Origin of the sequence: Paeniglutamicibacter antarcticus (assembly GCF_039544305.1) — a bacterium.
In the GTDB taxonomy this organism is placed as follows: domain Bacteria; phylum Actinomycetota; class Actinomycetes; order Actinomycetales; family Micrococcaceae; genus Paeniglutamicibacter; species Paeniglutamicibacter antarcticus_C.
In genome coordinates this window covers 298,563-321,842 of sequence record NZ_BAABLK010000022.1, presented here as the reverse complement: position 1 = coordinate 321,842, position 23,280 = coordinate 298,563, and the positions used below count along the sequence as shown (strand labels likewise).

General features: G+C 64.4%; 24 protein-coding genes. 13 read left to right on the top strand and 11 right to left on the bottom strand.

Annotated features, from left to right (window positions below; genetic code table 11):
- The first annotated feature begins 86 nt into the window (after positions 1-86).
- The 4 genes from ABEA12_RS06520 (at position 87) to ABEA12_RS06505 (ending at position 5,299) form a co-directional block, all read left to right on the top strand.
- On the top strand, positions 87-1,166 hold the full coding sequence (locus ABEA12_RS06520; protein ID WP_210099791.1) for an ABC transporter ATP-binding protein: 1,080 nt from the start codon (positions 87-89) through the stop codon (positions 1,164-1,166).
- 92 nt (positions 1,167-1,258) lie between these two features.
- Positions 1,259-2,323 carry an extracellular solute-binding protein gene (locus ABEA12_RS06515; protein ID WP_210099790.1) on the top strand — a complete coding sequence of 355 codons (1,065 nt, stop codon included), beginning with the start codon at positions 1,259-1,261 and terminating at the stop codon, positions 2,321-2,323.
- A 2-nt stretch (positions 2,324-2,325) separates the two neighbouring features.
- Positions 2,326-3,876: an ABC transporter permease gene (locus ABEA12_RS06510; protein WP_210099789.1), complete on the top strand. Its 1,551-nt coding sequence runs from the start codon at positions 2,326-2,328 to the stop codon at positions 3,874-3,876.
- Between the two features lie 451 nt (positions 3,877-4,327).
- Positions 4,328-5,299 carry a magnesium transporter CorA family protein gene (locus tag ABEA12_RS06505; RefSeq protein ID WP_210099788.1) on the top strand — a complete coding sequence of 324 codons (972 nt, stop codon included), beginning with the start codon at positions 4,328-4,330 and terminating at the stop codon, positions 5,297-5,299.
- A gap of 99 nt (positions 5,300-5,398) precedes the next feature.
- On the opposite strand, the gene ABEA12_RS06500 is transcribed toward ABEA12_RS06505, so the two are convergent.
- From ABEA12_RS06500 to ABEA12_RS06480, 5 genes are all read right to left on the bottom strand, one after another.
- Positions 5,399-5,866, bottom strand: coding sequence for an SDR family oxidoreductase (locus ABEA12_RS06500; RefSeq protein WP_345467069.1), 468 nt, complete (start codon positions 5,864-5,866; stop codon positions 5,399-5,401).
- Between the two features lie 36 nt (positions 5,867-5,902).
- The gene (locus ABEA12_RS06495; RefSeq protein ID WP_345467067.1) at positions 5,903-6,037 is read right to left on the bottom strand and encodes a hypothetical protein; all 135 of its coding nucleotides are present in this window, start codon (positions 6,035-6,037) and stop codon (positions 5,903-5,905) included.
- Positions 6,038-6,076: 39 nt separating this feature from the next.
- Positions 6,077-6,220, bottom strand: coding sequence for a hypothetical protein (locus tag ABEA12_RS06490; RefSeq protein WP_345467064.1), 144 nt, complete (start codon positions 6,218-6,220; stop codon positions 6,077-6,079).
- A gap of 110 nt (positions 6,221-6,330) precedes the next feature.
- Positions 6,331-7,443 (bottom strand): glutathione S-transferase family protein, encoded by a 1,113-nt coding sequence (locus ABEA12_RS06485; RefSeq protein WP_210099787.1) that lies wholly within the window; start codon positions 7,441-7,443, stop codon positions 6,331-6,333.
- Positions 7,444-7,548: 105 nt separating this feature from the next.
- The gene (locus ABEA12_RS06480; protein WP_210099786.1) at positions 7,549-8,124 is read right to left on the bottom strand and encodes an NADPH-dependent FMN reductase; all 576 of its coding nucleotides are present in this window, start codon (positions 8,122-8,124) and stop codon (positions 7,549-7,551) included.
- 124 nt (positions 8,125-8,248) lie between these two features.
- Between ABEA12_RS06480 and ABEA12_RS06475 the strand changes: the two genes are divergently transcribed.
- Positions 8,249-8,716, top strand: coding sequence for a MarR family winged helix-turn-helix transcriptional regulator (locus ABEA12_RS06475; RefSeq protein ID WP_210102443.1), 468 nt, complete (start codon positions 8,249-8,251; stop codon positions 8,714-8,716).
- Between the two features lie 39 nt (positions 8,717-8,755).
- Here the strand turns inward: ABEA12_RS06475 and ABEA12_RS06470 are convergent, their stop codons facing one another.
- Positions 8,756-9,205 (bottom strand): cytidine deaminase, encoded by a 450-nt coding sequence (locus tag ABEA12_RS06470; protein WP_210099785.1) that lies wholly within the window; start codon positions 9,203-9,205, stop codon positions 8,756-8,758.
- Positions 9,206-9,260: 55 nt separating this feature from the next.
- A complete protein-coding gene (locus ABEA12_RS06465; RefSeq protein ID WP_210099784.1) occupies positions 9,261-11,165 on the bottom strand; it encodes an ABC transporter ATP-binding protein in 1,905 nt (634 codons plus the stop codon).
- 119 nt (positions 11,166-11,284) lie between these two features.
- Here ABEA12_RS06465 and ABEA12_RS06460 point away from each other — a divergent pair, with 119 nt between their 5' ends.
- Positions 11,285-11,746, top strand: a complete 462-nt coding sequence (locus tag ABEA12_RS06460; RefSeq protein WP_210099783.1) for a MarR family winged helix-turn-helix transcriptional regulator — start codon at positions 11,285-11,287, stop codon at positions 11,744-11,746.
- Between the two features lie 17 nt (positions 11,747-11,763).
- Here ABEA12_RS06460 and ABEA12_RS06455 read toward each other — a convergent pair whose 3' ends face one another.
- From ABEA12_RS06455 to ABEA12_RS06445, 3 genes are read right to left on the bottom strand one after another with little or no spacing between them, the layout of a single operon-like run.
- Positions 11,764-13,677 carry an SIP domain-containing protein gene (locus ABEA12_RS06455; RefSeq protein WP_210099782.1) on the bottom strand — a complete coding sequence of 638 codons (1,914 nt, stop codon included), beginning with the start codon at positions 13,675-13,677 and terminating at the stop codon, positions 11,764-11,766.
- A gap of 2 nt (positions 13,678-13,679) precedes the next feature.
- On the bottom strand, positions 13,680-14,771 hold the full coding sequence (locus ABEA12_RS06450) for a FecCD family ABC transporter permease (RefSeq protein ID WP_345467056.1): 1,092 nt from the start codon (positions 14,769-14,771) through the stop codon (positions 13,680-13,682).
- Positions 14,768-15,823 carry a FecCD family ABC transporter permease gene (locus ABEA12_RS06445; RefSeq protein ID WP_425571751.1) on the bottom strand — a complete coding sequence of 352 codons (1,056 nt, stop codon included), beginning with the start codon at positions 15,821-15,823 and terminating at the stop codon, positions 14,768-14,770. Before ABEA12_RS06445 ends, ABEA12_RS06450 begins: the two co-directional genes overlap by 4 nt.
- 56 nt (positions 15,824-15,879) lie before the next feature.
- On the opposite strand from ABEA12_RS06445, the gene ABEA12_RS06440 reads away from it, so the two are divergent.
- Positions 15,880-16,671, top strand: coding sequence for an MBL fold metallo-hydrolase (locus ABEA12_RS06440; protein WP_210099780.1), 792 nt, complete (start codon positions 15,880-15,882; stop codon positions 16,669-16,671).
- 37 nt (positions 16,672-16,708) lie between these two features.
- Here ABEA12_RS06440 and ABEA12_RS06435 read toward each other — a convergent pair whose 3' ends face one another.
- On the bottom strand, positions 16,709-17,755 hold the full coding sequence (locus ABEA12_RS06435) for an ABC transporter substrate-binding protein (RefSeq protein ID WP_210099779.1): 1,047 nt from the start codon (positions 17,753-17,755) through the stop codon (positions 16,709-16,711).
- Positions 17,756-17,990: 235 nt separating this feature from the next.
- Between ABEA12_RS06435 and ABEA12_RS06430 the strand changes: the two genes are divergently transcribed.
- From ABEA12_RS06430 to ABEA12_RS06405, 6 genes are all read left to right on the top strand, one after another.
- Entirely contained in the window at positions 17,991-18,791 is an 801-nt protein-coding gene (locus tag ABEA12_RS06430; protein WP_210099778.1) for an SDR family NAD(P)-dependent oxidoreductase, read from the top strand.
- 350 nt (positions 18,792-19,141) lie between these two features.
- Positions 19,142-20,086, top strand: coding sequence for a siderophore ABC transporter substrate-binding protein (locus tag ABEA12_RS06425; protein WP_210099777.1), 945 nt, complete (start codon positions 19,142-19,144; stop codon positions 20,084-20,086).
- 26 nt (positions 20,087-20,112) lie between these two features.
- Positions 20,113-21,156 (top strand): ABC transporter permease, encoded by a 1,044-nt coding sequence (locus ABEA12_RS06420; RefSeq protein ID WP_345467049.1) that lies wholly within the window; start codon positions 20,113-20,115, stop codon positions 21,154-21,156.
- Entirely contained in the window at positions 21,146-22,180 is a 1,035-nt protein-coding gene (locus ABEA12_RS06415; protein ID WP_210099776.1) for an iron chelate uptake ABC transporter family permease subunit, read from the top strand. Before ABEA12_RS06420 ends, ABEA12_RS06415 begins: the two co-directional genes overlap by 11 nt.
- Positions 22,177-22,935, top strand: a complete 759-nt coding sequence (locus ABEA12_RS06410; protein WP_210099775.1) for an iron ABC transporter ATP-binding protein — start codon at positions 22,177-22,179, stop codon at positions 22,933-22,935. Before ABEA12_RS06415 ends, ABEA12_RS06410 begins: the two co-directional genes overlap by 4 nt.
- Before the next feature lie 68 nt (positions 22,936-23,003).
- Positions 23,004-23,213: a hypervirulence associated TUDOR domain-containing protein gene (locus ABEA12_RS06405; protein WP_210099774.1), complete on the top strand. Its 210-nt coding sequence runs from the start codon at positions 23,004-23,006 to the stop codon at positions 23,211-23,213.
- Positions 23,214-23,280: the final 67 nt, after the last annotated feature.

The following is a 23,280-nucleotide window of genomic DNA, read 5'->3' as shown; positions in this document are numbered from 1 at the left end:
CAACAGCGTGATGTAGAGGAGATCACATTCGTTAGGTATGGGTAACCTTCCTCAGGTATCCTGAAAATGTGCTGAAGATTCGTGGGTTGAGTAAGACCTTCGCCGGGCAAGAACCGGCGCAGGCACTGGATCACGTCGACATCGACGTGGCCGAAGGCCAATTCGCCACCATCCTGGGTCCCTCAGGCTGTGGAAAGACCACCTTGCTGCGCTCCATCGCTGGATTCGAGGAACCCAGCGCCGGAACCATCAGCATCGCTGGGCGAGAGGTAGCCGCCGGCGGACGCTCCGTGGTGCCCGCCCATGAACGCGGCGTCGGCATCGTCCCGCAGGACGGCGCGCTCTTCCCCCATCTCTCGGTGGCCCAGAACATCGGCTTCGGGCTGGCTGGCAAACCGCGCCGCGAACGGGCGCGTCGTGTCGCCGAGGTCTTGGACCTGGTGGGGCTCGGCGGACTGGGTGCGCGCCGCCCCCATGAGCTCTCCGGGGGACAGCAGCAACGCGTCGCCCTGGCCCGTGCCATCGCCCCCAATCCCAGGGTGATTTTGCTCGACGAGCCATTTTCCGCTCTTGATGCCTACCTGCGCCAGTCGCTGCGCGAGGAAGTCCGCAACCTCCTTCGCGATATCGGCGCCACGGTGGTGCTGGTGACACACGACCAGGCAGAGGCCATGACGCTCGCGGACCACCTGGTGGTCATGCGTGATGGCAAGGTCGCCCAGGCCGGCAAGCCGCGCGAAACCTACTTCCGTCCCTGCGACATCGAACTGGCCCGCTTCCTCGGGGACGCCGTGGTGGTCAACGGGGAGATCCCCTGCAGCGCCGCCAGCACGTCCAGCGGTTCGACGGTCTCCTGTGCGTTTGGTGAGCTGGCCATCGGCTCCTGGCACGGCCAATCCGGACGCTGCGACGTGCTGATCCGCCCGGAAAACATCTCCGTGCGTGGCGCCACCGATTCCGGCAGCCTTCCAGGAGTCATCGGCACGGTCGTCGACCAGTCCTTCTACGGTCACGACGGAACCCTCCAGGTCCATATCCCGCAGCTGCCCGAGAAAGTGCTCGTACGCGTCATGGGAGACCAGGCCTTCGACGTGGGCGAAAGCGTCAAGCTCTCTGTCGACCGCGCGGTATGCACCTATTTCGGTCCCGCAACGAGCCAAAACTAAGGCTCTGCCAGCACTTTTCCCTTCCCTGCGCGCAAGTGCAGCCCACACACTTTCCATCGCACGACTACCGAGTTAGGTCCAGACGTATTCCTATGTTCTCCACCCTTTCGAAGCGGATCCTAGCCGCCACCGCCATTGTCTCCCTGACAGCCCTGACCGGCTGCTCCACCGGTGACACCGGATCTGATCCCAGTGCCACGGGGGCCTCGGGCAAGGACGCCGCGACGCTGACCCTCTACACCGACCAGCATGCTGAACTCGTCGAGGGCCTGACCAAGGCCTACACCGATGAGACCGGCGTGAAGTTCAAGATCCAGGCAGATGCCACCGTGGGCCAGATCGAAGCCGAGGGAAAGGCCGCCCCCGCCGACGTGTTCCTCTCCGAGGATCCGGGCCCGGTCGCCCAGATGGGCGCGAAGGACCTGCTCAGCCCCATCGACCAAGCCACGCTCGACCAGATCCAACCAGGCTTGAGCTCGGAAAAGGCGCAGTGGGCTGCCTACGCCGCTCGCACCCGGGTGCTCTACTACAACCCGGAAGAAATCAAGGAAGCCGACCTCCCGGCGACCCTGATGGACATCAATAAGCCTCAGTACAAGGGCAAGTTCGCGTGGGCTCCCTCAGGCGCCTTCGTGGCCACCACCCAGTACCTGATCTCCACCATCGGGGAGGACAAGACTCGGACCTTCCTGGAAGGGCTGAAGGAAAACGGCGTCAATGAGCAGAAGAACGGCAACGTTCGCGACACCGTCGAAGCCGGCAAGCACGCCATGGGCTTGTCCAACCACTACTACTGGTGGATCAAGGCCGCCGAGGTCGGCGGGGCCGACAAGATGGTCTCCAAGATCTACCACTTCCCTGAAGCCGATGCAGGCAACCTGATCCTCTCCTCCGGGGCAGCCGTGATGAAGTCCTCGAAGCAGCAGGAAGCCTCGGCGGACTTCATCAAGTGGCTCACCGCCGCAGACGGCGGGCAAAAGCTCATCGCCGATGGAGACATCTCCGTCTCCGGTGCCCAGTACCCGGTCGCCAAGGGCACCACCAGCAAGATCGTCGGATCGCTCGAGGACATCAAGTCCCCCGCATACGACATGGACGTCATGGCCGACCAGGGCGAGGCAGAGAACCTGCTCAAGTCCCTGGGCATGTCCAGCTAACCTTGGCCACACGCACCGGCAAACCGACGGCGACCGCCTCCCTGGCGGTCGCCGTCGCCGTGCTCTCGCTGCTTCCGGTCAGCTATCTTTTCATCGCAGGTTTCTCCCTCGCTGAGATCCGGCAGCTGTTTTCCTTCCCCACCACGATCCCGGACATTGCCCGGACCATCGGGCTGACCTTCGCGGTCTCGGTCCTCTCCATCATCCTGGGCGTCACGGCGGCCACGGTGGTGGTGCGCACCGATATCCCGGGCCGCAAACTTCTCACCGTACTCTTCGCCATGCCCCTGGCCGTACCCGGATTCGTCAGCGCCTACGCCGCCTACTCGGCCAACCTGATGTTCATTCCGCGCACGGAGCTGGTCACCAACTTCTTCGGTGCCACAGCGGTGCTCTCACTATCCCTCTACCCCTACGTCTTTCTGCCCTGCGTGATCGCCCTGCGCAACACCGACCCCGCCCAGGAAGAAGTGGCCCGCAGCCTCGGCACCCGATCGGCCGCCATGTTCGGCCGCGTAGTGGTTCCGCAACTTCGTCCAGCACTGGCCGGCGGGGTGCTGATCGTCTCGCTGCATGTGCTCTCCGAGTACGGAGCCATGGTGCAGCTGCGCCAACGCACGCTGACCACCACGATCATGGCCGAAATGATCGACTACGGGAATTATTCCTCGGCCCGATCCATCTCGGTGTTGCTGGCGGTCTTTGCTTTCGGCGTGCTGCTGGCCAACCGCGCCTTTTCCGGTCGGACGGTTCCCGGTTCGGTGTCCAGTTCCTCGGTGCGCCCGCCCTCGCGCTGGCGGCTGCGCCGCTCCATGCCGGTGGCGCTGGCCGCCGTCCTGGTAATTCCGCTGCTGGCCCTTGGACCCACGGCCTTGATGACCGTACGCGGGCTGAGCTCACCGAACCGTTCGGCCGTCGTGCATTGGCCCGACGTCTTCGCGGCGATGGGATCGACGCTCAGCTATGCCGGCTGGGCCGCCCTTTTCGCGACGATCCTGGCGTTCCCGGTGAGCTGGTGGGTGAGCCGCAAGCCCTCGTTCTCCTCGCACCTGACCGAACGCTCCATCTGGGTCGCCCACGCGGTGCCCAACGCGATCCTGGCCCTGGCACTGGTCTTCATGGCCACGCGGCTACTGCCGGGGATGTACAAGACCGCGGCTCTGCTGGTGCTGGCCTACGTGATCCTTTACCTGCCGCTGGCGGTCAGCAACCAGCGCGTGGGAATGCAGGCTGCCTTGGTGAAATACGACGACGTCGCCGCCTCGCTGGGCTCGGGCAGCTGGCGGCGGTTCTTCCGCGTTTCGCTGCCTCTGGCGCTTCCCGGGGTGGTCACCGGTGCACTGCTGGTGGGCCTGGATGCCAGCAAGGAGCTGACCACCACATTGATGTTGTTGCCCTACAACTCCAATACCCTGGCCACCGGCCTGTGGTCGACCACCAACGGAGAATCACTGGACTTCACCGCCGCGGCTCCCTACACGCTGATGCTGGTGATCCTCGGGTCGATCCCCGTATTCCTGATCGTGCGCCGCACCCTGCGTTACGTGCGCTGAGCCACCAACCCACCGATGCACGTTCCGGCGGCTACCGCCCGGAACCACCGCCATTTCGCATGGATGAAACCTGCCGCCGAAGTCCTGGCCGAGGACCTTCACCCGCTACCTTGGCAATAACTGCATCACCTTAACGTCCCGGTGCCCTGCCCCGGATTCAGGTGACCTCAACAACGGGTGCAAGCTCTATGCGGTAGCACCGTCCGCTCTCGCGGCAGCGAACCCATGGCAGCTCAGTGGAACTTCCGAGAACGGTGGAAGAACAGGGCTGCAGCGAGAGGCAGGCTCGAGTGCTCCGCATGTTCATCCATGCGTGGACAGGAGGCGGCAGGGAATTCCCAACTGGCATGCCCGTGATTGCCACTCGGTTTGGTGGTGTGGTTGCGGCCGGGTCGAAGAGCCGTGACGATTTTCCGCTTCAAGTCATCGAAGCGACTGCGATACTGGTGCCATGAACACCACAAGATGCTATCGGGGAGGCGTCCTTCTGGACGAGGGCTTCTCGCTGGAGAAGCTGGACGAGCTCCTGGCCGACGAGCACACCATCCTCTGGGTGGATCTGTACCGTCCGACCGTGCAAGAGCTGCAGTCCGTGGCAGACGAACTGAACCTGCACTCCCTGGCCATCGAGGGCGCGGCAACAACGCGCCAGCGGCCCAAGTTCGATCGCTACGAGCACCATGACTTCCTCAGCGCCTACGCGGTCCGCCTGGACACCGACTCCGGGGAATTGGCCACGGCCGAGGTCGCAGCCTTCATCACCGCCAAGGCCCTGGTCACTGTTCGCAAGGACGACGCCTTTCCCATCAACGACCTGCTTGAGCACATGGACCAGAACGCCGAACTCACCACCCACGGCATCAGCGCGCTCCTGTACGGGCTGCTCGACTTCGTCGTCGACGGGCACTTCGACACCGTCCAAGCCCTCGATGACCAGATCGAAACCCTCGAAGACCTGCTCTTCGACGATCGGCCGCACGACACCGATGTGCAGCGGCGAAGCTTTGAATTGCGCAAGTCCCTGGTGCGGCTTCGACGCGTCGTGCTTCCGATGCGCGAGGTCGTCAACACGCTCATCCGACGCGACATCGACCTGGTCCCGCCGGCGATGGCGCCGTACTACCAGGACCTCTACGACCACGTCCTGCGGGCCACCGAATGGACCGACAGCCTGCGGGACCTGGTCTCGACCATCGTGGAGACCAACCTGACCATCCAAGGCAACAGGCTCAATGTGATCACCAAGAAGGTCACCAGTTGGGCTGCGATCATCGCCGTGCCGACCGCCATCACCGGCTTCTACGGCCAAAACCTGCCCTACCCCGGCTTCGCCACCACCGCGGGATTCATCACCTCGAGCCTACTGATCGTGGGGCTCTCGGTCGCCCTCTACATCGCCTTCAAGCGCAAGGACTGGCTCTGACTGCCGGGGAATTCAGATGAACATCTTGGTGCGCATGCCCAGCGATAACCGGTGGAATCAGCAAGCAGCCCCTCCCCCCTGGACCCACTCGGCGTGCCGTCAGCAATCCGGTACAGAACCGTCGACATCGGTGATGCCGTAGTCCCGGGCAGGTCCACCGCTGCAAAACGATGCACCGGTGCGTGCGAAGACCGACGGATCCGCGGCCAGCGCTGCGACCCCACGAGACACGAATCTCGGGGAATCGCTGATGGCCGCGAAATGCCCGTCCTCGGCGGTGGAGGACTTCCACGTGGTTTCATCGACCCCGTAGTTCTCGAGCACCATTTCCGAGCGCAGCCGGCCCGGGCTCACGGCCACCGCCGTGCAGCGGTGCGGCCGCAGTTCGTGCACCAGGGTGAAGGCCATGCGCAGCGGCGCATCCTTGACCAGGTCGTAGAACGTGGAGACCCGATGGTTGCTGTCGTTGCATTCCCGGGTCCCGTCGGTCACTTCGAGGATTAGGCCAGCGGGCTTCCGTGACAAGAGGGCCAGTAAGTGGTGGGAGGTGACCCGGTGGGTCTTCACACCCAGTTCCAGCATCCGCAAGCCAGTGTCCAGATCCTACTTCCACATGGGCTGCTCCCACTCAATGAGTTTTTCGCCGCCCCAGTTCTCGTTGGCCAGCGCGTCCACCCGGCCTTGTTCGGTATCGATGCGTTCCACCGTGGCCCCCGCCTCGGGGTCTAAGTAATCCACGGGTATCGCGATGCCGCAGCCGCCTGCGGCGGTGAGAAGCTATGCCGTCTTTTCAATCGTTTCGGGACGGTCGCATTCACTGCGTGCGGCCAGGGTGCTGCGGATCGTGCATTGCACCGTCGCCCCCGCCTCGCCCAAGGCATTGACAATTCCACGCCCGGCGCCACGGGTGGCAGCGGGCACGAGGGCCACCTTGGACGTCAATGCCCGTTGCATGCACCCCACGCTGACACCGGCGCGGGTCCGGCTCCAGAGGGCCACGGTACCTCATCGGCATCCCTGCTTGGCGGTCCCTAGCGTGGAGGGTAAAGCGGGTTGTGCCCGGGCGCGACCTTCTCGGATGCGCGCACCGGACACGGTGCGGTTCCATCGCCCCAGGGGTTTCCGCCCAAGGCCTTGCGACCGTGCGGATCAAGCCAATTGGAAAGGTCGGGACCGGCCGGGACGATCCGCGTGGGATTGATGTCCCGGTGGACCATGTAATAGTGTTTCTTGATCTGTTCGAAGTCCACGGTGTCACCGAAGCCCGGCAGCATGAACACATCCCGGGCGTAGGCCCAGAGGTTGGGCATCTCGGTGAGCTTGTTGCGATTGGCCTTGAAATGTCCGTGATAAACCGCGTCGAATCTAACGAGGGTGGTGAACAACCGCACGTCGGGCTCGGTGATGGAGTCCCCCATGAGAAAACGCCGCGTTCCCAGACGTTCCTCGAGCCAATCCATGGTGGTCCACAGTCTGTTGTAGGCTTCCTCGTAGGACTGCTGGTCACCGGCAAAGCCGCAGCGGTAGACCCCGTTGTTGACCTCAGTGAAGACGCGTTTGTTCACCTCGTCCATTTCCTCCAGCTTGTCCTCCGGAAGCAAATCCGGGGCCCCCTCGCGATGGAAGGCCTTCCACTGTGTGGAAAAGTCGAGGGTGATCTGCGGGTAGTCATTGGTGACCACCTTGCCGGAGGCCACGTCGACGAGGGCGGGCACGGTGATGCCTTGCGGATATCCCGCGAAGCGCTTGAAGTAGTTCTCTTGGATGCGTTCGGTGCCAAGCACCGGATCCACGTCGCCGGCATCCAGGTCAAAGGTCCACGAGCGTGAATCATGGACCGGACCGGGGGTTCCCAGGGAGATGGCATCCTCAAGTCCCAGCAGTCGCCGGACGATGATGGTGCGGTTGGCCCACGGACAGGCACGCGCTGCCACTAGTCTGTAGCGCTCGGACTCAACCGGCCACAGGTCGGCGCCTTCAGTGACGCCCGCATGGACGTTTCCAATGGATCCGGCCGTTGGCCCACCTGATGCCCGCACGGCAGCGGGGTCGGCGACAATGCGGTCCTGGATGTAGTTCGTGTCTCGCGTAAATTCATCGCCCGTGACGTAGGCGCCCCTGGTGCTGTACTGCTCGTCGTTCATGACCCAACCCTAGGTTCGGATGCCCTCAAGCACCATAGTGACTACTGGCTTTCCTGAATGATCTCCGGGTGCGGAACTCCGGCCCGTCCCCAGCCCCCAAGGCTCCTAGGTGGAGACCATGGCGGCGTCGCGCACCGATTTCATGGCCTGCGTCCACGGAACCAACTGATCCAGCACCGGTGCCAGCGACGCGGCCTGCAGCTCGGTGGGTTTGAACGTCGCGAAGTCCTCGAAGTCGGTGAACAGGGAGAACATTCCGGTCTTCTGCACGTGGGCAACCTGCAGCTCGGAAAGAATGCCGCGCAGGTGCTCCACTGCACGCACTCCGTAGGCCGAACCGTAGGACACGATGCCAGCCGCCTTGTTGGCGAATTCCGCATTCATGTAGGACAGTGCGTTGGCCAGGGCCGGGGAAACGGAGTGGTTGTACTCGGGGGTGATGAAGAGGTAGCCGTCGAACTCCGAAATCTTTGTACTCCACGCAACGGTGTGCTCATTCTGGTAGTTCCGGAAGGCTGCCGGGTAGGCTTCATCAAGTAACGGCAGGTTGAAGTCAGCGATGTCGACGAGCTCGTAGCGGGCATCGCCGCGCAGCCGTGCCTGGGCCAGGGCCCATTGGGCCACACCGGAATTGATGCGGCCCGGACGGGTTGAACCGGTGATGATGGCAATCTTGGTCATGCTGGATCTCCTTGGATGAGGCTGACACGCCAAACATTGCTGACGTATCAACTAAAACCGAACATCCTTATCCTGATACACAATGATTGACATGTCAACTATTTATGAAAAAGTGAGGTGTTCCATGCCCGATATCCGATGGCTCAGCGAGGAAGAACAACAGCTTTGGCTGGAGTTCCGCGAATTCCTCTGGGGCTTCCCCAGCGCGATGGACCGGCAGCTGGCCCGCGATTCAGGAATGTCCAGCGGGGAATACGCCGTGCTTGCTGCGGTCTCCCAGGGAGCCCCGGAGGCACTGCGTTCGGGCGACCTGGCCACATCCCTGCAATGGGAACGCTCGCGGGTCTCGCACCTGTTGCGCCGGATGGAGGCCAAGGGAATGATCGAGCGCCGTGCGGCCAGCGCGGATGGCCGCGGCCAGGAGATCACGATGACCAACAGCGGCTGGAAGGCCATTCGCGCCGCAGCCCCGGCGCACGTGGGTTTCGTGCGCGAAGCGCTTTTCGACCCGCTCTCGGAGCTGGAGAAGGACCAGCTGCGCTCAATGCTCGGCAAGATCCGCTCTGCCGTCGTGGAACGCGAACTCTGGTAACCGCCCGGATTCACGTCCAGGAAGTGACATGCAGGGAAATTATTCCCCGTGCTCGGCGACCGAGGGCCACTGGGCATCGGCGGTGAACGAGGTTGCCCAGTAGTAGGGGTTCAATGCCCGCAACGGAAGCATCTCCCAGGTGCTCTTTCCTGCGGTGACCGGCACCGCAGCCAGGACATCGGGGCCCCATACCGCGAGGCGTTCCTGGCAGATCCCGCATGGGGCCAGCACCTGGTAGGTGCCCTCTTCGGTTCCGTTGGTCACGCAGGCCGAAGCCACCACGCGTTTGCCCAGGCTGTACGCCGCGGCGACCGCCCCGGCCTCCGCACACAACGTCGCGGCCGCATTGAAGTTATCGAAGCTGACACTGGTCAGGATCTGACCGTCCTCCAGCGCAACGGCGGCGGCAGCAACGGAGTCCTGGGCCCCGGGCCATCTGCCCCGCAGTTGTTCAATGGCTGAATTCACAAGCTTTTGATTCGGGTCCATACCTTGATTCTGCCACGTTGCCGTGTTTCCGGGCATCGCAGGTCCCTGGGCCGCGTCAGGACACCGGTTCGCTAAGCCGTTCGGCACTCGCGGCCACCAGCCTGGCATAGGCGCCGTTCGCAGCGCGCAGTTTGGCCGGGGTTCCTTGTTCGACGATCCTTCCGGAATCGAGCACCACCAGGTGGTCGGCATCCTCGACGGTGGAAAGCCGGTGTGCAATTGTCAAGGTCGTGCGGCCAACCCTCAGGGAATCCAGGGCGTCCTGCACCAGCGCCTCGGTGTTGTTGTCCAGTGCGCTGGTGGCCTCATCGAGCACCAGCACCTTCGGGTTGCGCAGGATGGTGCGGGCGATGGCCAGGCGTTGCTGCTCGCCTCCGGAGAAGCGATGTCCGCGGGCACCGACCAGGGTGTCGAGCCCATCCGGCAGTCCGGCGACAAGATCGGCGATCTGCGCGGAGGCCAACGCCTTCCACAGCATTGCGTCCCCTGCCCCGGGATCAGCCAACAGCAGGTTCTCGCGGATCGAGGCATGGATGAGGTAGGTCTCCTGGGAGACCACACCCACGATCCTGGTCAATACCTCTGTCGGTATCTGCCGCACGTCGAGTCCGTCGATGGTGATCCGCCCGCGCGCGGGATCATGCAGCCGCGGCAGCAGCGCACCGAGCGTCGACTTGCCCGATCCGGTGGGCCCGACGATCGCGGTGGAGGTTCCCGGGGCCAGCACCAGGTCGATTGAATGAAGCACCTCGGTGCCGTCGTGGTAGGCGAATCCAACACCCTCGAACCGGACCCGGCCCTCGACGCGCGCGGGGTCCAGGTCAACAGGGTCCACCGGCGCCTTGACCTCGGGTTCCAAATCCAGGTACTCGAAGATCCGGCTGAACAGCGCCATCGCGGTGACCCATTGCACCCCGACATTCAGTAGCCCCATGATGGGCATGAAGATCATGGCCTGCAGCGTGGTGAAGGCCACCAGCGTTCCTATGCTCATCGAACCGGAGGTGGCTGGGAACCCGGCAGCGAGGTAGATGGCCGCCGGGATCGCGGCGAACACCACGGACATGGTGGCCATCCGCCAGCGTCCGGCCAACTGGCTGCGAAGTTCCAGGTCGATCAGGCGGCTCGAGGATCCCGCGAAGCGCTCGACGTCGCGACCGGTGGTGCCAAGGGTCTTGGCCAAGCGGATGCCCGAGACCGAGAGCCCCTCCTCGATCTGCGTGTACATCCCGGCAAGTTCCTGCTGCCGGGCATTGGTGATATTCCGGCGCATGAGCGCGACCTTACGCGAGAGCCAGATGGCAGGGGGAAGTACCACCAGCGAGAGCAGGCTCATCCGCGGCGACAGCGCTACCATTGCAATCGCGGTGGCCACCGCGGTGGTCAGGCTCGAGGCCACGGAGGTTGCCGTCGAGGTGACGACGGACTGCATTCCGGCGATGTCGTTGGTTAGCCGCGACTGCACCTCCCGGCCGCGGGTGCGGGTGAAGAATCCCAGCGACTGGGACTGCAGGTGGGCAAAGAGTCGGGTGCGCAGCGTGTGCATGACCTTCTGGCCCATCTTGGTGGCCATCCAGGTCTGCACGACGCCGATGGCCGCCGTGGCCGCGGCGACCACCACCAGTCCCCCGGCAAGCCATGCCAGCAGTGAGGTGTTTTGCTGCGGCAACGCGTCATCGATGATGGCGCGGATCAGGAACGGTTGGGCCAGGCCGATGACCGATGCTACAGAAATCAGCAGCACGACTACCAAGATTCTCCACTTGTGTGGTTTAAAAAGGTCGGTGATCCTCGAAAGCCCCACCGGGTGGAGCTTGACCTGCTTCGCATCGGCGGCACTGACCCGCGCCACGCCGCCGGGGCGCCCAGCGCCGGCTGGACGGGAGGTTCCGGAGGGCCCTTGGCTCGACGGGGCTTGGCCGGAGCGGGCGGCAGCGGAAGATGAACTCGATTCCACCATGTGCACCACCTTTCAAGGTGGTCGTGGGGTGCGGGATTCGCACCGCGTCTTTAGTGAGGGTACCTCACTATGTAGTTTCCAGTCAACTACGCTACCTTGCTGGCGGTAGTCTGGGAGGCATGCCACCAAGCAACAACCCACCACTGGCCCGGGACCTTTCGGAGCTGTTCCACCGTGCTTTTCGTTCGTTTCGCCAGTCCTGGTCACAGCAGCTGGCTCCGTTCGAACTGACTCCGCACCAATTTCGTGCCATGCATTCCCTGGTCCGAGGTACCGCCGACCACGGGACACCCGAGGGACTGCGCCTCAAGGAAGTGGCCGAGCGCCTACACATTGCCGCGCGCTCGGCCACCGAGGTCATCGACCACCTAGAGGCCAAGGGGCTGGTGAATCGGTGCACCGACCCCGTGGACCGCCGCGCCACCTTGGTCACGTTGACACCCGAGGGACGGACCTTGACGGACGAAGTCCAGGTCGCCAGACGCGACCACGCGCAACTATTCTTCGGGCGCCTCGATGCCCAGGAACGCGCCGAGCTTTCCCGCATCTTGGGCAAGCTCGGCGGTACCCCGGAGCGCTGAGCCGAACCCGGCCAGACCTAGTTTTCCGACTTGCCCCGGCGCCAATACCCCATGAACGCGACCTGCCTGCGGTCCATGCCTGCCTCGCGCACCAGGTAGCGGCGCATTTCCTTGATGACACCCGCCTCGCCGGCCAACCATGCATAGAACGGCTGGGTGGAGGCCGTGGCGGTCTCCCAGAGGATCTCCTCATCCACATTGACGTCCTCCGGCTCCGCTCCGGTGATCACCGCTCCGGCACCGGGGATAGCCACCACCTCGCGCACCGCCGCGGCAAGCAGTTCACCGTGTGGATGCAATCCACGCGGCAGCCATTGGACGCTGACACCCGAGCGTGTCGTTGAGCCCTGGATGTCGGCGGTTTCCGGCACCTCGATCAAGGCATGGCCGGTGATGCCGGCCGGAAGGGACTCGAGGATCGAACAGATCGCCGGCGCCGCGGTCTCATCCCCGGCCAACAGGATCCGCTTGGCGCTCCCGGGGCGGAACTCGATGCCCCCGTAATCCGCGGAACACAGCGCCTTGTTGGGTCCCAGCAAGAGCAGCTCATCACCGATTTCCGCGTGGGCCGCCCACATGGTGGCCGGCCCCCCGGAGGGCTGGCCACCCTCGGTACTCAGATGCAGCACGAAGTCGATGTCGATTTCCGCCCCGGTGCCGCGATTGTCCCGGTGCCCGGCCGGGCGCAGGGCCCGCACGGTGTAGGTGCGCATGGCGCCGCGGGATTCGGCGGGCAACCCGAGCCAGCGGCGGTACCAGCCGGTGGCCTCGTCCGCGGACAGCACTGCGCCGGGGCGCAGCGACCCGAACTGCCTGCTCGTGTTCCCGGCGGCGTCCGTCTGCATCAACAGCTTGATGCGCAGGTCAAGGGGCTGGTGGCCTGCACCGAAGTGCTCCAGGTCCGCTCCGCCGAGGGTGATCCGCGTGAAGTTCTCCCCGATCCGCTCGACGCCCAGCACGTGGGTGCCAAAGGCAAGTATTTCACTGACGTTTTCGGCCCGTTGGGAGGTTTCTTCGCTTGCTGCGTTTGCGGCGGGCCCGGTCTGCGCAGCCCCGGTTGCCGCAGCGGTTCCGGCTTCGAGTCCCGCATCGGGATTCTGCGTGCGATGGATGCCCTTGGCCGCCAGCACGGACTCCGCGCGCAGCACTCGGTGCCTGCCGATGGGTAGCACCAGCGGGGTGCCGGCCACCGGGTCCGGGATGACGCGGCATGGCATGGAAAAGACGTTCTTGACCATCTCCTCGGTGACGATGTCCGCCGGATGTCCGGCGGCCACGACCTTCCCCTGCTTCAATGCGATCAGATGGTCGGCGTATCGCGCGGCCAAGTTCAGGTCATGAAGCACGATCACCACCGTGGTGCCGCGGGTGCGGTTCAGCTCGGAGATGACATCCAGGACCTCGAGCTGGTGCGCGACGTCTAGGTAGGTGGTTGGTTCGTCGAGCAAGAGCAACTCGGTCTCCTGCGCCAGGGCCATTGCGATCCAGACGCGTTGGCGCTGCCCGCCGGAGAGCTCGTCAACGAGGCGCTCGGCCAGGTCGGTGGTGTTGGTCATCTTCATGGCACGTTCCACCGCGGCCTCGTCCTGGGAGGTGAAACGCTTGAACCAGCCCTGGTGGGGGTAGCGGCCGCGACCGATCAGTTCGCGCACGCTGATGCCATCCGGCGCCGTCGGGGTCTGCGGCAGCAAGCCCAGCAGTTTGGCGACTTCGCGGGCGGGACGGCCGTGGATGTCTTCCCCGTTGAGCAGCACCTTGCCCCCTGCCGGCTTGAGCAGCCGGGCCAGGCCACGGAGCAGGGTTGATTTTCCGCAACCGTTGGCGCCCACGATGATCGTCACCTCGCCGGTGGGAAGTTGCAGCGAGAGCTCGTCCAGGATGCTCACCGCATCGTAGCCGAGCGTGAGGTCCTGTGCTTCGAGAAGTGCCATGGCTAGGCTCCTGTCCCTTCCTTGTTGGAACGCACCAGAACCCAAATCAGGAACGGTGCTCCCAGTGCGCCGGTCACGACGCCAACTGGTAATTGTATGTCGGGCAAGATGTTCGAGGCCATGAAGGTGGCGGTGGTGACCAGCAGCGCACCGATGAGCGCGGCCGATCCCAGGTGGCTGCGTCCGGCGCACAGGCGCAGCGCCAGCGGGCCGGCCAAAAACGAGATGAAGGCCAGTGGTCCGGTGACGGCGGTTGCCACGGCGGTGAGCCCGACACCCAGCAGGATCAGCCCCAGCCGGGTGGCGCGCACATTGAGCCCGAGCCCCGCTGCGGAGTCATCGCCGAGTTCCAGGATGCGCAGTTTCGAGGCTGCCGGAACCAGCAGCGGCAGCAGGATGGCCAGTGCCGCCGCCAGCAAACCCGCCCGCTCCCAGGTGCTGGCGGAGAGCGATCCGGTCAGCCAGCGCAAGGCGTCCGACGCAGTGCGCACGTCCGTGCGGGTGAGCAGGTATTGGATGATCCCCTGGAGCATCGCCGCCACCGCGATGCCGGCAAGGATCAGCCGTGCCCCGGTATGCCTGCCCGAATCGGCGATCGCGTAGATCAGCAGGGCCACGGCCAGTCCACCGGCACAGGCGAGCAGTGACAGGCCCAGGCCCTGTGCACCAAAGAGCAGCATGCCCGCCACCGCCGCGGCGGAGGCGCCGTAGCCGACGCCGATCACGTCGGGGCTGGCCAACGGGTTGCGCAGCATGCGCTGGAAGATCGCGCCCGAGGCCCCGAACGCGGCGCCGGCGAGCAATCCCACCGCGGCCTGGGGCAACCTGTCTTCCCAGAGCATGAAGGAGACGGCGGGAACCACTTTTCCTCCCAGTGCAGCCAGCAGGTCCCCGAAGGCGATCGGGTGGCGCCCGGCGAGCAGGTTCAGCGCAACGGCCACGACGATGCCGGCCGCCGCCAGGACATTGATGCGCGCCACGGGATTCCGGCCTCCCCGGGGGGCCCGGTCTCTTGTGGTACCGGGTTCGCGCCGCGCCTGCTCCAAGGCATTGGTGACGGCGCCCTGCAGGGTATTGCGAGTCGGTGGGTTCACAACGTGACCTTCCTTCCGCGACGCAGCAGCCAGAGGAAGAGCGGGGCCCCAAGCAGTGCGGTCATGACCCCGACCTGGATTTCGGCCGGCGGGGCGATGACCCGGCCCACCACATCGGCGCACAGCAGCAGCACCGGTCCCGCCAGCATCGAAAGCGGCAGCAACCACCGGTAATCGGCTCCGGCCAGGGCCCTGATCGCGTGGGGAACGATCAACCCGACGAACCCGATGGGACCGGCAAGTGCCGTGGCGGCACCGCAGAGAAGGACCACGCCAACGGCGGACAGCGCGCGCCCGCGGCCCACCCGGAAGCCCAGCCCGCGGGCGGAGTCATCGCCCAGCGCAAGCGCATTGAACAGACGGGCGCCAAGCAGCACCGCGACGCCTCCCGCCAGCAGGAACGGAAGGACACCCAGCATTTCCGGCACGTCCCGGGCGCCCAGGGTTCCGACCTGCCAAAACCTGAACCTGTCCAGCGCCTCTTGGCCGATCATCAGCACCGCGCTGGTCAATGAGCCCAGGCCCGCGGCCATCGCCGCCCCGGCCAAAGCGAGCTTCAGCGGCGTCGCCCCGTCGCGGCCCAACGAGGCAATGGCATAGACCAGCACCGAGGCCCCGGCCGCACCGAGGAACGCGAAAAGGATGTAGCCCTGCAGCGTGCCCACGGCGAAAAAGTGGATGCCCATGACCACCGCAAGTGCCGCCCCCGCGTTGACCCCCAGGATCCCGGGGTCCGCCAACGGGTTGCGGGTGATGCCCTGCATCCCTGCCCCCGCCAGGCCCAACGAGGCACCAATCAACAGCCCCGCCACGGTGCGCGGGATACGGGCCGCGACCACCGCATGGTCCCCGTTGCCCGCGTCGAAGTCCGTGAGCGCCTGAAATACGGTGTTCACCGAGATGGGCCGGGCCCCGATGAGCAGGGACGCGAAAAGGGCAACGACGAGTGCGGCCAGCAGCCCCAGACCGAGGGCCACGGACCGGAGATTCCCCCGGGAAGCGCGTGCACCACCCCTCGTGGACGGGGCATCGCTTACGGGTGCCACGCTCACGAAATGCACTTCGTGACACCGGTGCGGCCCCGCCCGGTGGCCCTAGACTGGGTGCCATGACCAGGCAACAGGCTCACCGCGTTTCCGGGCAGGCATCCTTCCTGCTCGCCCCCAACCCCGGACCGATGTCGTTGGAGGGAACCAACTCCTACATCCTGCGCGCGCCGGGATCCGAACACGCGATCATCGTGGACCCCGGACCTGATGATGCCCGCCACTTGGCCGCCCTTGCCGCCGAATCGGTGGAGCTGATCCTGGTCACCCACCGCCATCGGGACCACACCGCGGGAATCGACACCCTGCACCGGCTGACCGGTGCGCCGGTGCGCGCCGCACTGCCCGAGCACTGCCGGGAGGCACCGGTGCTTGGGCACGGCGAGGAAATCCAGGCCGCAGGGCTGGTAGTGCAAGTGCTGCACACCCCGGGACACACCTCGGACTCGTTGTGCTTCCTGCTTCCGCACGACGGCTCCGACGCCTCGATGCTCACCGGAGACACGATCCTCGGGCGCGGAACCACCATCTTGGATGCACCCGACGGAAGACTGGCCGACTATTTGGCCTCCCTTGACCTGCTCGAGGGCGCACCCGATGCCCGCGTGCTCCCGGCCCATGGACCGGTCCTTGAATCGCTGCACAACATTGTGCGCCAGTACCGCGACCACCGGCACGAACGGTTGGCGCAGGTCAGAACCGCGCTGGCACAGCTGCGCCGCGAGGGCACACAAGAACCCGGGATCGGCCAGGTCACCGATCTGGTGTACGCGCAGGTCGATCCCTCGGTGCGCGCCGCGGCGGAAAAATCGGTGGAAGCGCAATTGGACTATCTCGGCCAGGTCGAAGCATGATGACATCAGGTGCTGGGTCCCCCTTGCCGGGCGCCGGCTACTTGCCCGTTGCCGTCTGGGCGCCTGCGGCCAATGCCGGGACCACTTTCTCGATGGCGTAGGGCACCGACAGCGGGGATGCTGCCGAGATGGAGAGCACCTCCATGTCGTTGGCCGCGGCCACAAGCCCACCGTTGGCTACCGCGGGGATCTGTGCGAAAAGCGTGTCGTTCTTGATCGCATCCGTGGTGGACCCCGCCGGGATCCAGGTGAAGAAGATATCCGAGTCAAGCTCATTTCCCCGCTCGGCCGCCCACGGGAGATAAAATTCGCCATCCTTGACGTTTTCGTCCACCATCGGCGCTTGGGTCATGCCCAAAGCGCTCAGGAACCGAGGACGCGAGTCCCCGGTGGCGTAGAGGTTGATGCCCCCGTCGGCAGTCTCGAGGTTGCCGGCGATAAAGGTGGTGTCCTTGAATACAGGATTGGCCCGGGCCGCGTCCGAGAGCTGGCCCTCGACATCCTTGACCAGTGCTGCGGCGTCGTCGTCCTTGCCCAATGCCTGGCCCACCGCCGTGGTCACCTGCTGCCAGCTTGAGGTGTAGTTCGGGGCAACGGGGCCGATCACCGGGGCGATCTTCGAGAGCTTGTCGTATTCCTCCTGCGTCAAGCCCGAGTACCCCGCGACGATCAGGTCGGGCTGGGTCTCCGCGATGGCCGTGAAGTTCACTCCGTCTTTTTCCGAATACTGCTTCGGGGCCTTCTCGGTGCCGATCGAGGCGCCGAGCTCGGAGAGCTTAACATCCTTCCAATCCGTGGATCCCTGATCGTTGTTGCCCCAGTCGTCCTCGGCCATCCCCACCGGGACCACGCCCAAGGCCAGCACAGCGTCCGCGTTCACCCAAGAGACCGTGGCCACGCGCTCCGGCCGCTGGGGGATCTCCGTGGCGCCGTAGATGTGCTCGATGCTCACCGGGTAGGAAGAATCGGACGCGGCAGAAGGGCTTTCAGGTGTGGAACCGGCCGTTGAGCCGCACGCCCCAAGGGTCAAGGCAAGTGCTGCTGAGGCCGCGGTGATCAGGCCGGCTCGTCGGGTGAACGTCATGGGCTGGTAGATCCTTCGGGTAGGTGGCAGAAGTGCCTTCTGGTGCGATTGGACGCCGGATCGGCGGACATCGTGCTTGCGGGCGCTGGGCCCATCTAAGGAGTAAGGCTATCCTCACTAAATCCAATTAGGCAACGTACTTGACCCCTAATTACCGATCGTCACACCCGTGCACACCCCAAAAAACCCCGCCGTCCCGCAGGCCAAACGGCCCATTGATGACTAGGCTCACATCATGGACGAAAACCCGACGCCGACAAGCAACAACCCCCACCGCGGCAGGGGCACGGCACTGATCACCGGCGCCACCTCGGGACTCGGCGCGCAATTCTGTGCCCAACTAGCCGCCAAGGGGCTCGATCTGGTGATCGTGGCACGCGATGGGCAAAGGCTGGCCGAACTCGCCGCACGACTGCAGGCACAGTTTGCCGTCGACATCCAGGTCCTGGCCGCCGACCTGGTCTCCGATGCCGGGGTGCAACTCGTTGCGGACCGCCTGTCCCGGTCGAATGCCCCGGTCTCGCTGCTGGTGAACAATGCCGGATTCGGGATGCTGGGCAACTTTGCCGACAACGATCTCGATGCGGAGCTTAGGCATCTGCGCATCCACACCCAAACCCCGCTGGTGCTAATGCATGCCGCACTGCGAGCCATGGGCTTGGGCGCCGGGGGCAGAATCATCAACGTGGCCTCGGTCGCCGCGTACACCCCACGCGGAAGCTATTCCGCAGCCAAGGCCATGATGGTGAACTTCAGCCGGTGGGCCAATGTGTTCTACGCGGACCGCGGCATCAGCGTCACAGCACTGTGCCCGGGGTTCGTCCGCACCGAGTTCCACGACCGGATGGGCGCGGACCAATCCAAGATCCCCGCATGGGCCTGGCTTACCGCCGAAAACGTCGTGCGGCAGGCCCTGGAGGACAGCGAGGCGGGCAAGTCGGTCTCCGTACCCTCGGCCTTGTACAAGATCGCCGTCGCCGTGGCCCGGATCGCGCCCGACGCCCTGGTAGAAAGGCTGGCCCGGCGCGGACGCTAGGTAAGCCCCCCGAGGCATCCCGCGCCCGCCCGCATCGGGCATCGGGTTCACCCCGCACGCTACCCCTTCGCTGCCTCGGGGCGGCAAGTCCGGTCCCCGGGACGGCAAACCCGGCATGTGAGCGAGGTCACTTTTGACTCTTCCGCCCCCACCGCATCCCCGGCTTCTCGGGTTTTGTTAGGCAACCCTACCCATCCCGTGGTTTCATAATGACAACCCGTTGCGGTTGCATGGCTTGCGCGTAGGTCGACCTTATCGATAGCGTCTTCTCTGAACTCATTTACCGCACAGCACTGTTCGCTATTTACCGAAAGCTTCGGGCAGCAGTCACCACTATCGGAGAAAACATCGTGAAGACCCCTGTTCGCGTCGTACTTGGCGCATTCGCCGCCGGCGCATCCCTGTTCGCACTGACCGCTTGCGGCGGATCCGCCGAACCGGCGGCCAACGCCGATTCGAACAAGACGGTGAGCATCACCCATGCCCAGGGAACCACCGATGTCCCGGTGAACCCGAAGACCGTCTACACCTTCGACCTTGGCGTGCTGGATTCCATGGACGCGTTGGGGGTTGACGCCGATGGCGTTCCAGAGACAAAGTTCCCCGAGGCATTGAAGAAATACAACGATTCCTCGGTCGCCAAGATCGGTTCCATGAAGGAACCGGACTTCGAGGCCATCTCCAGCGGCAATCCCGACCTGATCATCATCACCGGACGCACCGCTAGCTCCTACGAGGAACTCTCCAAGATCGCACCGACCGTCGACCTATCCGTGGACATCACCAAGCCGTTGGAATCCTTCAAGGAACAGACCGGCAAGCTCGGCGAGATCTTCGATGCGGAGTCCAAGGTCACCGACCAGCTTGCCGCCCTGGAAACCAAGATCGCCGACACCAAGGCCAAAAGCCCCAACGGCGGCAAGGGCCTGATCATCATGACCTCCGGCGGCGAATTGACCGCCTACGGTGCGGGCTCGCGCTTCGGGTTGATCCACGACGTGCTGGGGGTCGACACCGTGGCGGACATCAAGTCCGAGGGACCGCACGGCGAATCGATCTCCTTTGAATTCCTCAAGACCAACAACCCCGATACGCTTTACGTTGTTGATCGCGACTCCGCCATGGGCACCGGCGGGGATGCGGCCAAGGCAGTGCTTGACAACGAGCTTGTCGCTTCGACCAACGCCGCAAAGAACGACAAGATCGTGAACCTCGATGCAACCTCCTGGTACATGATCGGGTATGGACTGAACAACACCAACAAGATGATCGACGAGGTTGCCGCGGCACTGTAGGCATAGCCCACGGACGCGCCCACACCATGAGCACACCAGTAATAAGTCGGCCGGCCACCGTGGGGGAAACCCCCGCGGTGGCCGGCCGGCGTTCCAGAATCCCCGCCGAATCGCGGTGGCTGGCACTGGGCACCGTCCTGGTGCTCGTGCTTGCGGTGGTGAGCTTGTTCGTCGGGGTCTCCGAGGTGAGCCTTCCGCAGCTGCTGGCCGGTGAGAACGAGGCCTGGGACCTGTTCTGGATTTCCCGGGTGCCGCGCACCCTGGCTGTCATCCTTGCCGGCACAGCCGTGGCGGTAGCCGGGTTGATCCTGCAGCTGATGGTGCGCAACCGTTTCGTCGAACCCTCGACCGTGGGCACCGTGGAGTCAGCGACGCTGGGCATCCTGGTGGTCACCGTGGCGATCCCCGCGGCGCCGCTCATAATGAAGATGGGCGTGGCAAGCATCTTCGCCCTCGGCGGCACCGCACTGTTCCTTGCCGTGCTGGGGCGCCTACCGGCGCGCAACACGTTGCTGGTGCCCATCGTGGGCATCATGCTCGGCGGTGTGATCGGCTCGGTGACCACGTTCTTCGCCTACAAGTACGATCTGCTCCAGACCTTGAGCAACTGGATGATCGGTGACTTCTCCGGGGTGCTTCGCGGACGCTACGAGCTTTTGTGGATCGTCGCGGTGCTCACCCTGGCCGGTTACCTGGCCGCTGACCGGTTCACCGTCGCCGGCCTGGGCGCGGACTTCACCACCAACCTGGGGATGAACCACAAGGCGATCATGCGCCTGGGCCTGGTGCTTGTCTCGCTGATTTCCGCCGTCGTGGTCACCGTCGTGGGTGCCGTGCCGTTCCTGGGGTTGATCGTGCCGAACATCGTGTCACTGCTTTTCGGGGACAACCTGCGCCGTGCGGTGCCGTGGACCGCGCTCTTCGGTGCCGGCTTTGTGCTCATCTGCGACATCATCGGACGCACCATCCACTTCCCCTACGAAGTTCCCGTGGGCATGGTGATGAGCGTTCTTGGCGCCACCATCTTCCTGGCCCTGCTGCTAAAAACCAGGAAACGCAATGCCAAATAAGCTCTCCCCGGGCCCGACCCGGCGCCGCCGCTTCTCGTTGCGCGGTTTTTCCCTTGCCATGCTCTCACCCAAGAGGATATCCCCCGCTGCCTTGATCACCGTGATGGCCTTGATCACCGTGGCGTGCATCGCGGTGTTCATGACCCTGGAGCTGCGCGGAAACCTGTCCTACGCGCTGAGCCGCCGCGGTATCCGTGTCGGGGCGATGCTGGTGGTCGCCGTCGCCGTGGGTTTGTCCACGTTGATGTTCCAGACCGTGACGGCCAACCGGATCCTGACCCCCTCGATCATGGGTTTCGACGCGCTGTACATCCTGATCCAGACCGCGCTGGTATTCATGCTGGGCTCTTCCACCCTGCTCACCGCCTCCCCTGCACTGAAGTTCGGGGCAGAGGTGGGGTTGATGATCGTGTTTTCCGCGCTGCTCTACCGGTGGCTGTTCACCGGGGGCACCGGCTCGCTGCACCTGATGCTGCTGGTGGGCATCGTTATAGGCACGCTCTTCCGCGGATTCTCCTCGCTGCTCCAACGCCTGATGGAACCCAGCGAATACATGGTGCTGCAGGACTTGTTCTTCGCTTCCTTCAACCAGGTCGAACCCATGCTCTTGGGGATATCGGCGATCATCGTCGCCCTGGTGACCATCGTGGTTTGGAAATTGCGCAAGAGCTTTGACGTGCTGGCACTGGGCCGCGAAACGGCGATCAACCTGGGTGTCGACCACCAGCGCATCGTCACCGTGGTGCTGGTGCTCTGTTCGATCCTGGTAGCGGTGTCCACCGCGCTCGTCGGGCCCGTGACGTTCTTCGGCCTGCTCGTTGTCTCACTCGCCTACCAAATGGTGCGCAAGTTCTCCCACGCCGCACTCATTCCCATTGTCTGCCTGCTCGGTGCCATCACGCTGGTCGGGGGCCAGCTCGTGCTCGAGCGCGTCTTCGGATTCGCCACGGCACTGAGCGTGATCATCGAGTTCGTTGGCGGACTGTTGTTCCTCTACCTGCTGTTGAAGGGTTCCCTGAAGTGATCCGCATTGAGAACGTCACCAAGTCCTATTCCGGCACCGCGGTGGTGGACGCGATTACCACCACCATTCCCGCCGGCGGGGTCACCTCCATCATCGGGCCCAACGGCGCAGGCAAGTCCACGCTGCTCTCGCTGATTTCCCGGCTGCTGCCCATGGATTCGGGGACCGTCTCGATTGCCGGGCTGGACATCGGGCGCACCCCCAGCAAGGACCTTGCCAAATCCATGGCGATCCTGCGCCAGGAAAACCACATCACCATGCGCCTTCGCGTGCGCGACTTGGTGGGCTTCGGACGCTTCCCTCACTCCGGCGGCCACCCGACCACCGAGGACAAGGCGCACATCGAGGCGGCCATGGCCCAGCTGGACCTGGGAGCCCTGGCCGACAGGTTCCTCGACGAACTTTCCGGCGGCCAACGCCAGCGCGCCTACATTGCGATGGTCCTGGCCCAGGACACCGACTACCTGCTGCTCGACGAGCCACTGAACAACCTGGACATGAAGCACTCGGTGGAAATGATGCGCCTGATCCGCCGGCTTGCCGACGATCTTGGCAAGACCGTGGTGATCGTCATCCACGACATCAACTTCGCCTCCTGCTACTCGGACACCATCCTGGCCATGCGCGAGGGCGCGCTGGTGCACCAGGGTCCCCCCGCGCAGATCATGAGGATCGAGGTGCTGCGCGATGTGTACGACATCGACATCCGCATCGAGGAAATCGACGGAAACCGGATCGGCGTGTACTTCGCCTAATCGGTGATGACGCGCCCTTGTCAGCTGTCGATACGGTGTGCTTTGCTGAGGGCGAAGGGAGAGCAGCCATGACAACATTCGCCATTGGCGACCATGTGCGGTGGAACTCGGAGGCTGGATACGTCACCGGTGTGATCACCAAGAAACACACCAAGGACGTCGAGTACAAGGGCCACATGCGGCGATGCACCGAGAAGGAACCGCAGTACGAGATCAAGAGCGACAAGACCGATCACGTGGCGATGCACAAGCCCGATGTCTTGTCGAAGATCAAGTGACGTCGTCTCGGCCACGTGGAACCGGGAAAGGGCACCCAACTGCGTTACCCACGCACCTGCCATAGGT